The following is a 14,015-nucleotide window of genomic DNA, read 5'->3' as shown; positions in this document are numbered from 1 at the left end:
CCCGACGTTCGCGAGCGCTTTTGTGGCTCTCGCTGGTAGGCGACGTATGGACGAGCGCTCCGACAGCCCCCTCGACGGCTTCGACGGCCGGACGTACGGCGCGGACGGCTTCCGGTTCGAGTACGAGCCGGGAACAATCAGATTCGGTCGCGGCTGCGTCGACTCACTCGGCGAGGAACTCCGCGAAATCGGTGCGTCGCGCGCCCTCGTCGTCACCGGCCGGACGGTCGGCTCGACGCCCGCAGTCATGGACCCGGTCCGGGACGGCCTCGGCGACGCGCTCGCCGACGAGTTCGCGGAGACGACGCCCGAGAAGCGCGTCGCGACCGCCCATGCCGCCGCTGAGGCGCTGGAGGAAGCCGACGCTGACGCGTTCGTCGCGGTCGGCTCCGGCAGCAGCCTCGACGTGACGAAGGTGGCGCGCTTCCTCGTGGCCCGCGACCTGACCCACGAGGCGGCCGCCAGGGAACTCGCCGAGAACGGCACCATCACCCCGCCCGAGGGCGACCTCCCCCCAGCCGTCGCCGTGCCCACCACGCTCGCGGGCGCCGACCTCTCGCAGGGAGCCGGCATCTCCGTCGGTCCCGACACCGACCCTGTCGAGTCGCACGCGGGCGGCGGCGTCTCCGACCCCCGGCTGATGCCCACTGTCCTCCACTACGACCCCGACCTCTTCGACACCACGCCGCAGCGCGTGCTCGTGGGGTCCGCGATGAACGGCCTCGACAAAGCCGTCGAGTCACTGTACGGCAAGAACGCCACACCCGTCTCGGACGCCACCGCTGTCCACGGCCTCCGTCTCTGCCGGGAGGGGCTGCCCGCGCTCGGCACCGACGACCCCGACCCGCGGGACGTCGAGCGCGCGGTACTCGGCATCGTGCTCGCGCAGTACGGCGTCTCGCGGCCGGACGGCTCCACGCTCTCGGTTCTCCACGCGTTCGGCCACGGCCTCACCCACGGGTTCGACGCCCACCAGGGCCGCGCGCACGCCGCCGTCGCGCCGCACGCGCTGCGCTACCTCTTCGAGCACGTCGACGGCCGCCGCGGCCTGCTCGCGGAGGCGCTCGCCCCCGGGGTCCCCCAGGACGACCGGGAGGCCGCCGCCGACGCGGCCATCGCCGGACTCACCGAGATCCGGGACGGCCTCGGCCTCCCCCAGCGCATCCGTGACCTCGACGACCACCCGGAGCGCGACGAACTCGGCGACGTCGCGGCGTACGTCGCCGACGACGTCTTCATGCGGAACGCGCCCCCGGGACTCGACGCGACGGTCGAGGAGCTACGGGAGGTTCTCGAGGCTGCGTGGTAGGTGACGGACGGCGCTCGACAGTGAGAACAGGGGGTCGCGCTACTCGACGTAGGTGTACTTGCGCTCGTTCATCGGGCCCCAGCCGTCGAAGACGAACTCGGCGTCGGGCTGCGTGAACGGCTCGAGTTCGGAGCTCTTCTCGTGGTTGTGCCGGTCGTGGACGTCCTCGTACTCCGAGAAGGTGAGGTCGTAGCGGGCGTCGATCTGTTCGTCGACGTTGCACGCCGCGACCTCCTCGGTGAAGCCGGGCTGGACGGTCTCGGCGTGGAACTCGGCCTGCGCGCCGGAGCCGTAGGAGGCGACGAGCAGTTTCTTCCCGGCGAGGTCGACGCCGTTCTCCGCGGCGTGCTTGAGCGCGCTCAGGCGGGCGAGGTGGACGGAGCCCGTGTACCAGTTGCCGACCTCGCTGGAGATGGAGAGCGTCGGCTCGATGGCGTCGGCGTACCACTCGCGGTAGGCCGTGGTCTCCTTCAGGTCGTCCATGTGGTCGCGGATGGCGTCGTCGAAGCCCTCCCGGGAGTCGAAGTCCTCGCGGCGGGGCTGGCGCCCGATCTCGCTCGCGAGTTCGTCCTCGACCTCCGTGTTCCGGATCATGTGCCGGAAGCCGAGGAGCGCGGCCTTCCGCACCATCCCCGGGTACGGCGTGTGGAACGGGATGTACTCGTAGTCGTCGGGGTGGGTCGCCCCCGCGACGCTCTCGAAGTCGGTGAGCGCCTCGCGCATCCGCGAGAGGTACACCTGGATGGAGCGCTTGCCGTCGACGGACGGGAACTGCTGGTTCGGCTTCAGGAAGTCCGTCTCGTCCGCGGAGCCGTACCCCTGCTCTATCGAGAGCGTGACGACGTCCGGGTCCTCCGTGATGTACATCGCGACGGCGCCCGCGCCCTGCGTCGCCTCGCCGGGGTCGCCGCGGGTGTACAGCGCGGTGTCGGTGGCGATGACGAGCGCGCCGCGGCCGCGGTTGCGGCCCGCGAGAATCCAGTTGACGGCGTCGTCGAGGCTCTGGGTGCCCGCGATGCACGCGAACTTCCGCTCGCCCTTGTTGGCGTGGTGGAAGTCGCCGTCGAACACCTGTTCGAGGCAGCCCGCGACGTACGTCGAGACGGGCTTGGAGTTGTCGAAGGCGGACTCCGTGGCCACGTCGATGCGGCCGATGTCCTCCGGTTCGAGGCCCTTGCGCTCCATCAGCCGGTGGGCGGCGTTCGCGCCCATCGTGACGATGTCCTCGTAGGCGTCCGGGAACGACGACCTGTGCAGGCCCAGCCCCTTCGTGTACTTCTCGGGGTCGTCACCCTTCTGGGGGGCGAACGTCTCCGCGAGGTCGAGTTGCAGTCGCCCCGTTCGAACTTCGATGGCGTCGATGCCGACGCTTGTCATGCTCTGAACGTCTCAGCGGTGGCTTATGGGTTTGTCGATAGGGGTTTCGACGATAGACGAAATCAGGGGTCAGTGTTGTCGGCGGTGTCCGTGATGGTTTGCGAATCGACTACGGACCCACTGACGTCGTAGACCCGGATCTCGATGGTGTACTCGTCCCCGCTCGACCCGTCGGGGCCAGTGTAACTGACAGACCCCGACTCAGCAAAGTTCGTCTCCGTCTCCGGGGCCACCTCCGGGCTGTCGAACGTTACCTCAACCCGGTCGAAGCGATTGTCGGGGTCGAACACGGAGTACGCGACATCGTACTGCGCTTGCCGGTTGAACGGTGGCCCAGTCGTCTCACTGTTGTCCGTGACTGTCGACGACTCGAGGCTCGGGTCGGTAGTGCCGCCCCCGGTCGCCGAGAACGTCGCGCTCGCCGTGTCGCCGCGGGCGCGACTGAACCCGGCGTCGTACGTGCCGCTGCCAGCCGACTCGACGCCCGAGAGCTCCACGTCGACGGTCGTGCCGCTCGTGACACCGCCGCTCGGCGCAGTGTACGTCACGTATACGGTGTCACCGTTCTGGCTCTTGGTGGCGCTCCCGACCGTCACCGAACTCACGCCGGCGTTCGAGTAGTCCACGCTCCCGACCTGCGCGGCACTCAGGTCGATGGCGACTCTCTCGTTGCCCTCCAGCGCGTCGTCCGGCGTGAACGAGAGGGTCTGGGTCTGCCCCGGCCCGCTCCCGAGATCCGACACGGCGACGCTTTGGAGGTTGGCGTCGCCGTCCTCGGGTGCGACGGTGAACGTCGTCGTGTCCGTGCCGCCGTCCGAGCGACTCCACGTCGCGGTGTAGGGGCCGTTCTGGCTGCCGGTGGGCCCGGCGTCTACGTCAGTGACCTCTAGTGTGACCGTCTGACCCGCACTCAGGTCACTGGAGGGGCTGTACGTGACGACGGCGTCCGTGCTCGACTGCTGGGCGAAACCGATATTCGACGGAGTCGGCCCGCTCACGAGGCTCGCGCTGGCGGACTGGTAGTCTACCTGGTCGGGGCTCACGGACTGCGCCTCGCTCAAGTCCACCTGGATGGACTCGCTGGCGTCCATCGCCGAATCCATCGTGAACTCGATGGTCTGGGTCTGTGCGCCCGCGTTCGGGACAATACTCGTCACGGCGACGCCGTCGGTCGGCTCGTCGGCGTACACCACGAACTCGTCGCTGCTCGCCTTGCTATTCCGCTCGTAGCTCACTAACACGCGGAAATCCTCGTCCGTCACGTTCGCCGCCGTCGGTGACCCAGTCGTGGCGCCCACGTAAAACTCGGCGAAGGACACCTGTGCCGTCCCGTTCGGTGAGAGTGTCACTGTTCCGGACGCGTTTGCCTCGGCAGTCGTGAACTCCCCGCCAGCAGTGTCGTAGACGTCCTCGTTCCGGTTCTGTGCCAGCGACAACGTCAGTCCTCTCGCGCCGACGTACGAGTACTCGGGGTCTGTGAGCGGGACGTCTACGGACTCGGTCTGTGCGCCGTTCGACACGGCGAGTTCGCTTCGTCCATACCCGAGCCCGGCGCCCTTGTCCGAGAGGCCGGTGAGTGCACCGTTCTCTGGGAGGACGGTCACGTCCGTGATGGTGACGTCGCTCGCGAACTGGTTTTCCACAGTGAAGGAGACGCCACCGGGAACCTGGTCGCCGTCCTCCCCGTCGAACGCGGAGCCGTCACCCAGGTAGACGAGTGACCCGCCGCTCCCACCCTCCGCCGCCGGACTCGTCGTGTCGACGTCGACCTCCACTCGTTCCTGCGCGTCACTGTTGTCGAGGATGGAGAGCGTCGTCGTTGTGTCCTCGTTGTTCCCGGCGACGAAGGTCGCCCGCCCGTCCTCGTTGGTGACCGCACTGGCGGCGTCGAAGGGGTTGGTTCCGTTCACGGACACCGTCACCCCCGACTCGGGATTGTTGTACGCGTCGCGGGCCTCGACGGTGACGCTGTCGTCGTCGCTCTCCACGAGCGTGAGGTACGTCGGGGGCGACCCCTCGGTGTCGCTGCCGACGCCGACCTTCGCGGTGCGGAGCGTGAACGGCCCGCTCCAGTCGACCGAGAGCGTCACGCGGTCCGTGCCGTTCTGGACGACGGAGACGTTCGGATTGTCGCCGAGGCCCGTGCTGTTCCGAAGGACGCTCGCGTCTACGACCGTCGGTACCGTGACGTTCACGGGCTGCCCGGGGTCGTCGGGCTGGACCTGTACGCGCTCGGCTGGCGCGCTCAGGGCCGCCGGGTCCAGGGCCACTGACGACGACCGCGACGTGCTCAGCGACCCGTTGAGTGCGACCAGGGAGACGGTGCGCGTCTCGCTGTCCACGAGCAACTGGTCGGTCAGCGGCACCGAAATGTTCTGCTCGGGGTAGTAGTTCGAGAGCAAGGACGCCTCGTAGCGCAACCGAGGTGCGTCACGGTACTCGTGGTACCCCGGAACGAACGAGAGGGACTTCGTCGGCTGCGCCCACGAGCCGTCGAGGTAGTCCCGCGTCTCGGGGTTCGTCGCGTTCACGTTCGACACCATCACGGTCGGGTCGTCGTAGGTGTCCGTCCTGAGCGTGCCCGCGGCTGGCGGCGGATTCACGAGGAACACGCGGTTCGGGTACTCCGTCCCGAGCGAGACCGTCGCGGGGCGCGCGTCGCCGGTCTCGGCCGTCGCGACGAGCGCGTTCCGAACGTCGACGAGCTGCCCCTGGACCTGCTGGCTGTGGCGGTACTCGACGTCCGAGTTCTCGGCTGGGACGACCGTCGCCTGGTAGACCGAGAGGGCGATGATGATCGTGGCGAAGAGCAGGACTGCCCCCACTTGCACCGTTACCCCCCGGGTGTCGTCCCTGAAACGCACAGTTGGGTGAACTCTGGAGGCGAGGGGTATAAACGCGGCGGCTACCGGCTCAGTCGTCGTCTTCGATGACTTCGGGGTCCGAGAGCGCGCTCTGGAGGCTGTCGAGTCCGTTCACCCACTCGGTGACGAGGCCGTACTCGACGTCGTCCAGGACGGCCATGTCGAGGTCGTCGCCGTCAGCGACGCGCGTGCCGCCGGCCGCGACGAGGCCGAGCGCGCGGTCGAGATCCTCCTCGCTCTCGGCCTCGACGGCCGCGTGGACGTACTCCTCGACGGACGCTTCGTCGGCGGGGCCATCGGCGACGTACTGCTCGGCGCTGTAGAAGACGGCGACGAGACTCGTCTGGACGCCGTCGACGAGCATCACCTTGTCCTCGTCGTCGAAGTCGGGTTCGGAGAGCACGACCTCGCGGATGTCCGCGAGCTCCCCCATCGCCTCGTCCTCGTCGATGTCGTCGTTCTCGTAGGCCTTGATGATCTTCGCCACCGCGATGGCGACGTCGTCCTGGAGGTTCAACAGGAGGCGCGCGGAGTCCTCGTCCTCGGGGTCGATCTCCTCGTCTCTGAGGCGGTCAAGCCAGTTCTGCCAGCGTTCTTCGGAGTAGAACTCCTCCTCGGGGGCGCTCATACCACGAAAACCGGTTGCCCGAGACAAAGGCCTTTCCTTCAGGCACGAGTCCGAAAAACCGCCACGAGACGGCCTTTCCGGGGCGTAGACGTGCGCTCAGCCGTCCAGCGTCCCCCGCGTGTCGATGCCGTACACCGCCTCCGGTGTCTCGACGTGTGCGAGGTGGACCGCGTCGTCGTGGCCCTGCTTCTGGAGCCACCGCACGCGCCGCGGCACCGTCTTCGGCCCCATCACCGCGCCCGGGCGGTCGGCGTCGTCGACGAAGTCGGTCTCCATCAGGAACGGTTCGCCCACCTCGACGGCCGTCTCCAGGTAGTCCTTCTCGCACATCACGCTCTTCGTGACGCCCTCGAGTCGCCCGCTCGCGTAGTGCTTGACGACCCGCCCCGGCGACAGACCGGCGTCCTCGGCCCACCCGGCGACGTCGGTCAGGTCCTCAGTGGCCTCCGTGTGCAACTGAAGCGCGACGCCCGTCTCCGCGGCGCGCTCGCAGGCGTGCCGGATAACTGCGTTCGACGCCTCCCACACCGCGTCGCTGACGTCGTAGTGCGGCCGCCCGGATTTCAGCGCCACAGCCTGTCCGTCGGCGGCGTACTCCGCGGCGACGTCGATGCCCGCGCACATCAGTTCCCGCGCTTCCTCGGGGTCAAACCCGCGCTCGTCGACGAGCCGCGAGACGAGTCCCGGATGGACGCCGAGCACGGGCCACGCGCGCCCGGGGAGACGGTCGGTGGCCGCCGAGACCAGCCGCAGCGTCTCCTCGAACACCGGACGGAACGCCTCGCCGTCGTCTGCCTCGACCCCGTGGTGCCACGACGGCTTGTTCACCACGAGCAGGTGGGTCCCGCCGCTGCGCGCGAACTCCCCGACGGCCTCGAGGCCCCGGTTGGCGGCGTCGAGGTGCATGTGGTTGTCGAGGACGGGCGTCTCCAGGTCGGTCATGGGTGGCTGTTCTGCCTTCTCGTGTGAAAGTCTTTCAGAACGTTAGTGTCGGTGGTTCCGTCTCTGTCATCTCTCTTGTTGCACCCAGAAAGCCCCGAGACTGTGGACTCGAGAGGCTCGCTGCGCTCCTCGGCCTGCGGCCTGCGGTGCTTACGTCGCCTGTCTTCGTCCACAGTCCCGCCCCTTTCAGTCCGCCCCCTGCCGATTAGACAAACTGCGCGGCGGGACTGAAAGGGGCGGGTGGCTGAACCCGGCCCCGACGAAGCAAGCACGTGAGCGGAGCGAACGCGCGCAGCGAGTCGCGGACGGTTCAGTCACCCGGGGCTTTCTGGGTGTACTTAGAAGCGACGAGCGCAGTGTCTCTGGTTATTACTCGCCGAGAACAATCGCGTCGTCGGCAGCGTTACGAAGCGCATCAGAGCGGCCGTGTTCGCCGGGCGCGATGGCGAGCGTGCGAACGCCCCGTCTGGCGGCCTGCTCCAGGACGGGCTTGAAATCCGTGTCGCGGGACGCGACGGCGAGCACGTCGACGCCCTCCGAGAGTACGAGTTCGGTGGCGTCGACGGCGAGTTTCACGTCGACGTCGCCGCTGGTGACGCGCACGTCGTAGCCGCGGGCCTCCGCCGCCTGGATGAGTTCCGGGGTGGCGTGCTCGTCGAGGTAGAGCCTGGTGACCGTCAGCGGCCCGGCGGCCGCGGCGCGCTCCCGCACGTCGTCCAGGTCCACGTCGAACTCGTCGCGGAGGACGTTCGGCCCATCAACGAACAGGGCGACGCCGCCGGCGTCGTCGCCCAGCAACTCCCGCAGTCGTTCCATACGCCGCGTGGGTGGTCGCGGGACAAGAGCGTGCCGGAACCGTCGCTGCGGGACCGAACTGCGGGGGAGTCAGTCGAACACCTAGTCGTCCACCCGGAACGGTGCCGGTTGGCCCCCGGAGTCGAATTTGATACACTACGTTGTGATTTGTCCCCCCGCGGACGGCGGCGTCAGGGGCGCCCGCTGCGCCTGGCCAGAAGACGACGGGCCGCATCAGAGACGGTGGTCGCGCGAACTGGGCCAGCGAGGGGTCGTCGGTGAACCCACCTTCCGCTGGGCGGGATACGAAAGCATTACTTCCCGGCCGCCGACCGCACGGATATGGGCCTTCGGACGCCGCCGCTGTACGGCCGCCACGAGGACCGCGGGGCGAAGTTCACCGAGTTCGGCGGGTGGGAGATGCCCGTCGAGTTCGACTCCATCACGGCAGAACACACCGCCGTCCGCGAGTCGGCCGGCATCTTCGACGTCTCCCACATGGGCGAGATAGCGCTGTCCGGTCCGGACGCCGAGGCGCTGCTGCAACGCCTCACGACGAACGACGTCTCCGCGCTCGACCCCGGCGACGCCCAGTACTCAACCATCACGAACGACGAGGGCGTCGTCCTCGACGACACCGTCGTCTACCGGATGCCCGAGGGCGACGACGCCGACTACCTGTTCGTGCCGAACGCCGGCCACGACGAGCAGATGTACGAGCGGTGGACGGCCCACCGCGACGAGTGGGGCCTCGACGCCACCGTCGAGAACGCCACGGACGACTACGGCATGCTCGCCGTCCAGGGGCCGGACGCACCGGACCTCGTGGCCGCGCGCGCCGGCGATGACGTCCTCGACCTCTCGCCGTTCACCGCCGCGTACGCCGACGTAGCGGGCGTCGAGTGCTGGGTCGCCAACACCGGCTACACGGGCGAGGACGGCTTCGAACTCGTCTTCCCGTCGGACGGCGCGGGCGCGGTCTGGGACGCGTTCGCCAGTGACTGTCAGCCCTGCGGGCTCGGCTCGCGGGACACGCTCCGCATGGAGTACGGGTTCCTGCTCTCCGGGCAGGACTTCCACCCCGAGGAGAACCCGCGGACTCCCTTCGAGGCGGGCATCGGCTTCACGGTCGACCTGGACACCGAGTTCGTCGGCCGGGACGCTCTCGCCGCCCAGCAGGAGGCGGGCGTGGACGAGCAGTTCGTCGGCCTCGTCCTCGAGGAACGCGGCGTCCCGCGGCACGGCTACGAGATAACGACGCCCGACGGCAACGCCGTCGGCGAAGTCACCAGCGGTACGATGAGTCCGACGCTCGGCGAACCCATCGGACTCGGCTACGTGGACGTCGACTACGCCGACGACGGCACGACCGTCCACGTGGTCGTTCGCGGCACCGGCAAGGAAGCGACCATCACCACCCCACCCTTCATCGACAAATGAGCTTCGACGTACCCGACGACCTGTACTACCTTGAATCGCACGAGTGGATAGACCCGCAGACCGGCCGCGTCGGCATCTCCGACTTCGCGCAGGACGAACTCGGCGACGTCGTGTTCGTCGAACTCCCGGGCGAAGGGGACGAACTCGACGCCGAGGAAGCCCTCGGGGTCGTCGAGTCCATCAAGGCCGTCTCGGACATCTACGCGCCGGTCGGCGGCGAGGTCACCGCGGTCAACGACGCCCTCGAGGACCAGCCCGAACTCGTCAACGAGGACCCGTTCGGTGACGGCTGGCTGGTCGAACTCGACTTCGACGAGGCCGACATCGACGACCTGCTGAGCCCCGACGAGTACCGCGACCAGATCGCCTGAGCGCGACCTCTCGACCCGCTACCTTCTGCGAAGTGGTCTCCGCCCAGCGGAGCCTGCAGGTTGCAACGAGCACCCGGACGAATCCCGGTCCGCGGGCCGACCAGGGAGGGTACGGACCGCCGTAAATCCGCCCGGCGCACGATTCGGCTGTCGCCGGATTACTAGCTCGTTCGTGTCTAACTGGTGGTGAGAACCACTCTATCAATACACGTAATTGCACATCTCGGCCGGTCCACGGTTCCGCAAACCGGGAGCCTCTTGGTGTCCGCATCGTAAACGTCGTCCATGACTGAAACCGGAGTCGCTCGTCGCTCGCGTGGGGGACGACCATGAGCGGGAGTCCGTACGCGCCCCACACGGCGGCGGAGACCGCCGAGATGCTCGACGCGGTCGGTGTCGACGACGTGGAGGCGCTCTTCGACATCCCAGAGTCGGTGCGCTTCGACGGGGAGTTCGGCATCGACGCCAAGTCCGAACAGGCCGCCGTCCGGGAGACAACCCGGCGGCTGTCGAACAACGACGACCTGCGGGAGTTCCTCGGGCGCGGCCACTACGAGCACTACGTGCCGTCGCTCGTCGACCACCTCTCCCAGCGCTCCGAGTTCATCACCTCCTACACGCAGTACCAGCCGGAGGTCACGCAGGGGTTCCTGCAGGTGCTGTTCGAGTACCAGTCGCTGCTCGTCGAACTGACGGGCCTCGGGGTCGCGAACTGCTCGATGTACGACGAGGCCACGGCGCTCGCCGAGGCCGCACTGCTCGCCAAGCGCGTTCGCTCCTCGTCGGGCGACCGCGTGCTCGTCCCGGAGTACCTGCGAGACGGCCACGTGAGCGTCCTCGAGAACTACACGGGCGGGTCGGACGTCACCGTCGAACGCTACCCGACCGAACGCGGGACCGTCGACGTCGACGCGCTCGCGGACGCGATGGACGACGACGTTGTGATGGTGCACGCCGAGAACCCGACTACGACCGGCGCCATCGAGGAGCGCCTCGAGTCGGTCGGCGACCTGGCGGACGACCACGACGCGGTGTTCTGCCTCGGCTCGGACCCCGTCGCGCTCTCGCTGCTCCAGCGACCGGTCGACGTCGGCGCTGACGTCGTCGTCGGCGACGCGAGCGTCCTCGGCCTCCCCACGAGCTACGGGATGGGCCTCGGCGTGTTCGCCTGCCGCGAGGAGTACCTCCGGCAGGTGCCGGGCCGCCTCGTCGGCGCGAGCGAGGACGACGCGGGCAACCGCGCGTACACACTCACGCTCCAGACGCGCGAGCAGCACATCCGCCGCGAGCGAGCGACGTCGAACATCTGCACGAACCAGGCGTGGGTCGCGCTCCGCGCCGCCATCCACGCCGCCACGCTCGGCGCCGACGGCCTCGTCGACCTGGCCGAGCGGATGGTCGACCTCCCTCGGGACCTCGCTGCCGACCTCGACGACGTGAAGGGCGTGCGAGCACCCGTCCACGACCGCCACCACTTCCGGGAGTTCCTCGCGCGCACGGACCAGCCCGCGCCCGCCATCGTCGCGGACCTCGAAGCCGAGGGGTTCGCGGTGCACGCCGTCGACGACCACACGGTGCAGGTCTGCGTGACCGACGCGAACGAACACTCGACCGATGCGCTCGTCGCGGCCTTCGCGGAGGTGGCGAACTGATGGAGTTCTACGACCAGGCGCGCTACGCGCCCGCCGACGGCGACCAGTACGAGTCGCTGCTCTCCGAGAAGGACGAGACCACCGTCGACGTCGACTCCTCGCTCCCCGACGACCTGACCCGGGACGAACTCACGCTCCCGAGCCTCGAGGAGCCCGAACTCGCCCGCCACTACGTCCGACTCAGCCAGCAGAACTACGGCGTCGACTCCGGGCCGTACCCGCTGGGCTCCTGTACGATGAAGTACAACCCGCGGTTCACGGAGGACGTCGCCGCCCTCCCCGCCGCGAGCGTCCACCCGGACCGCTCGGAGCGCTCGACGCAGGGCACCCTGGAACTCATGCACGACCTCCAGGACTACCTCGGACGCATCGGCGGCATGGACGCCGTCACGCTCCAGCCACCCGCGGGCGCCGCCGGCGAGTTCGCGGGCATCCTGCTCGCGGAGGCCTATCACGAGGCCAACGGCGAGGGCCACCGCGACGAGGTGGTCGTCCCGGACGCCGCCCACGGCACCAACTTCGCCTCTGCCGCGCTCGGCGGCTACGACGTCATCGAACTCCCCTCCGGCGACGACGGTCGCGTCGATCCCGAGGCCCTCGAGGCAGCGCTCGGCGAGAACACCGCCGCGCTGATGCTCACGAACCCGAATACGCTGGGCCTCTTCGAGCACGACATCGAGGAGATCGCCGAACTCGTCCACGACGCGGGCGGCCTGCTCTACTACGACGGCGCGAACCTGAACGCGCTACTCGGTCGCGCGCGCCCGGGAGACATGGGCTTCGACATCATGCACTTCAACGTCCACAAGACGTTCGCGACGCCCCACGGCGGCGGCGGCCCCGGCGCAGGCCCGGTCGGCGTTTCCGAGGACCTGGCGGAGTTCCTCCCCGACCCGCACGTCCGGCGCGTGTCGCGCCGCGACACGGGACGTGCGAGCGGGGAGCGAAGCGACCCGCGAGCAGCGACCGCCGGCAACTACGAACTGTACACCCCCGAGCAGAGCGTCGGGAAGGTCCACGGCTTCCAGGGCAACTGGCTCGTGCTCATCAAGGCGTTCGCGTACATCGACAGACTCGGCGACGCGGGGCTCGCGGACGCCTCCGCGAAGGCCGTGCTGAACGCGAACTACCTCGCCGAGCAGGTCGACTACGACATTCCGCTCGGCCCGTTCCACCACGAGTTCGTCGCCAGCGCGGGCGACCAGGACGCCGCCGACGTCGCCAAGCGCATGCTCGACTACGGTGTCCACCCGCCGACGACGAAGTGGCCGGAACTCGTCGACGAGGCGCTGATGACCGAACCGACGGAGGTCGAGACGAAGGCGAACCTCGACGACCTCGCGGACGCGTTCAACGCGGTCGCCGGCGAGGACGAGGCGACCCTCGCGGACGCGCCGACCCGCACGACGGCCCGGCGCATCGACCAGACGAGCGCCGCGCGCAATCCCCGGCTCTCCTGGCAGGACCTCGAGTGACGCCCCACGAGTAGCAAATCCTTATTACTCGACGCGGCCTCGATTAATACATGACCGTCGTCAGCGTCTCGATGCCGGACGAACTGCTCCAACGCATCGACGAGTTCGCGGAGGACCACGGCTACACCGGCCGCAGCGAGGTCATCCGCGAGGCTGGCCGGAACCTCCTCGGCGAGTTCGAGGACAAACAGCTCGAGGACCGCCCGCTCATCGGCGTCGTCACCGTCCTGTTCAGCTACGAGAACTCCACCGTCGAGGAGCGCATGATGGGCCTCCGCCACGAGTACGAGGGCCTCGTCACGTCGAACGTCCACAACCACGTCGGCGACCACTACTGCATGGAACTGTTCATCCTCGAGGGGAAGCTCTCCGAGATATCGGAGTTCGTCGGCCGCATCCGCGCCACCAAGGACACGCTCTCCGTCGACTACTCGGTCATTCCGGTCGACGGGTTCACGGCTCTCTCCGAGACCTGACCAGCGCGACCCGCCCGTTCTCCGCCGAACTCGACGCGTAGCGCTCCTCGGTCTCCCGATTCTCCCGCCGTAGCGGCTGCTTAGTTTCCTCCCGGCGCGAAGGGTGTTGCCCCCGAGCCGTCTCCCGATTCTATATCGCAGAATACGATTCATTCGCCCGGTTCTGCACGCCGGTCGGCGGCGGAATATCAGCCGGTGAGGGATTGGAACGCCGATTTTGGTCGGATTCGAGTCGCTGTGCGGGCGGATGGCCTCGATGAAACTCTGGCGGGGGCATCCGTCAGAGGACAGGAGGTATCTCGAACCCCGGGCCTCGTCTCGGCAACTCGCCCGCGTGGAGTCAGTTACTCGACCGGACGCGGGACGATCTCCTGCCCAGTGACTCCTCTCCTGACTTGTAGCGAGAATGTTGGGCCAGGAGCCGGCCAGGCCATCCTCATGAGACTCGAAACCACGCAAAATCGACTCGGTGGCGGCGTTTCACCAGTTTGGACGCAGCAAACGGCGTTGCCGTCGGCTACGCTCGCTGGACTGAGGGAAACTCGAATTCAACGCTCCAGCACGTTTGCTCAGCACTGCTACTTGCTGCCGAGGGCGAAACCGTTCTCGCCCTCTCCGAGAGGGCGAAATATCGGTGGCCCGCTCAGGACACCGAAACGCGAGTTCGGAGATACGCTCTCGTGGAG

At 68.3% G+C, this 14,015-nt stretch carries 11 protein-coding genes; 6 read left to right on the top strand and 5 right to left on the bottom strand.

The annotated features are described in order from the left end of the window. Positions 1–46: 46 nt before the first annotated feature. Entirely contained in the window at positions 47–1,309 is a 1,263-nt protein-coding gene (locus HALDL1_12840) for an alcohol dehydrogenase (GenBank protein AHG04384.1), read from the top strand. A gap of 39 nt (positions 1,310–1,348) precedes the next feature. Here HALDL1_12840 and HALDL1_12835 read toward each other — a convergent pair whose 3' ends face one another. The 5 genes from HALDL1_12835 to HALDL1_12815 all read right to left on the bottom strand — a co-directional run bounded on the left by HALDL1_12835 (position 1,349) and on the right by HALDL1_12815 (position 7,936). After that, the gene (locus HALDL1_12835) at positions 1,349–2,686 is read right to left on the bottom strand and encodes a hydroxymethylglutaryl-CoA synthase (GenBank protein ID AHG04383.1); all 1,338 of its coding nucleotides are present in this window, start codon (positions 2,684–2,686) and stop codon (positions 1,349–1,351) included. 62 nt (positions 2,687–2,748) lie between these two features. Beyond that, a complete protein-coding gene (locus tag HALDL1_12830) occupies positions 2,749–5,511 on the bottom strand; it encodes a hypothetical protein (GenBank protein ID AHG05341.1) in 2,763 nt (920 codons plus the stop codon). A gap of 88 nt (positions 5,512–5,599) precedes the next feature. After that, positions 5,600–6,178 (bottom strand): hypothetical protein, encoded by a 579-nt coding sequence (locus HALDL1_12825; protein ID AHG04382.1) that lies wholly within the window; start codon positions 6,176–6,178, stop codon positions 5,600–5,602. A 96-nt stretch (positions 6,179–6,274) separates the two neighbouring features. Then, positions 6,275–7,120 (bottom strand): deoxyribonuclease, encoded by an 846-nt coding sequence (locus HALDL1_12820; GenBank protein ID AHG04381.1) that lies wholly within the window; start codon positions 7,118–7,120, stop codon positions 6,275–6,277. A 369-nt stretch (positions 7,121–7,489) separates the two neighbouring features. Continuing rightward, positions 7,490–7,936, bottom strand: a complete 447-nt coding sequence (locus HALDL1_12815; GenBank protein ID AHG04380.1) for a hypothetical protein — start codon at positions 7,934–7,936, stop codon at positions 7,490–7,492. A gap of 321 nt (positions 7,937–8,257) precedes the next feature. On the opposite strand from HALDL1_12815, the gene HALDL1_12810 reads away from it, so the two are divergent. The 5 genes from HALDL1_12810 to HALDL1_12790 all read left to right on the top strand — a co-directional run bounded on the left by HALDL1_12810 (position 8,258) and on the right by HALDL1_12790 (position 13,329). Then, positions 8,258–9,355: a glycine cleavage system protein T gene (locus tag HALDL1_12810; protein AHG04379.1), complete on the top strand. Its 1,098-nt coding sequence runs from the start codon at positions 8,258–8,260 to the stop codon at positions 9,353–9,355. Continuing rightward, entirely contained in the window at positions 9,352–9,726 is a 375-nt protein-coding gene (locus HALDL1_12805; GenBank protein AHG04378.1) for a glycine cleavage system protein H, read from the top strand. Before HALDL1_12810 ends, HALDL1_12805 begins: the two co-directional genes overlap by 4 nt. Positions 9,727–10,055: 329 nt before the next feature. Then, a complete protein-coding gene (locus tag HALDL1_12800; protein AHG04377.1) occupies positions 10,056–11,378 on the top strand; it encodes a glycine dehydrogenase subunit 1 in 1,323 nt (440 codons plus the stop codon). Beyond that, the gene (locus HALDL1_12795; protein ID AHG04376.1) at positions 11,378–12,853 is read left to right on the top strand and encodes a glycine dehydrogenase subunit 2; all 1,476 of its coding nucleotides are present in this window, start codon (positions 11,378–11,380) and stop codon (positions 12,851–12,853) included. The genes HALDL1_12800 and HALDL1_12795 overlap by 1 nt, the downstream gene beginning before the upstream one ends. 50 nt (positions 12,854–12,903) lie before the next feature. Beyond that, the gene (locus tag HALDL1_12790; protein AHG04375.1) at positions 12,904–13,329 is read left to right on the top strand and encodes a nickel-responsive regulator; all 426 of its coding nucleotides are present in this window, start codon (positions 12,904–12,906) and stop codon (positions 13,327–13,329) included. The last annotated feature ends 686 nt before the right edge of the window (positions 13,330–14,015 follow it).

This window comes from Halobacterium sp. DL1 (assembly GCA_000230955.3).
Classification (GTDB): Archaea; Halobacteriota; Halobacteria; order Halobacteriales; family Halobacteriaceae; genus Halobacterium.
The sequence above is the reverse complement of the archived record's forward strand: the minus strand, read 5'-3'. Positions and strand labels throughout refer to the sequence as shown.